This window comes from Acinetobacter sp. V2, from assembly GCF_001188385.1.
In the GTDB taxonomy this organism is placed as follows: domain Bacteria; phylum Pseudomonadota; class Gammaproteobacteria; order Pseudomonadales; family Moraxellaceae; genus Acinetobacter; species Acinetobacter oleivorans.
On sequence record NZ_JZFB01000007.1, the window covers coordinates 3,611 to 3,836 of the forward strand.

General features: G+C 51.3%; 1 protein-coding gene. It reads left to right on the forward strand.

From position 1 onward, the window contains the following. Positions 1–226: hypothetical protein (locus UC75_RS22130; protein ID WP_228137450.1), on the forward strand; the 226-nt coding region annotated here is incomplete at both ends.

Consider the following 226-nt stretch of genomic DNA (forward strand, 5'->3'; position numbering starts at 1 on the left):
TAAGGCAGCTCAACTCGACAACCAAAACCCTGAGCAGCGCCACTTTGCTGAGCTGAATGTCGTTCGACGCAACATTAAAGCTGTGCCTGAATATAGCCCGTTAGAACATCGACCCGCAGCTCACCCGCAGCGCGCTAAAGTGGTGGGATTAGAGGGCGAAAACATTCATGTTGACCAGTGGGGACGTATTAAAGTCCGTTTCTTGTTTACCCGAACTGACGACCAC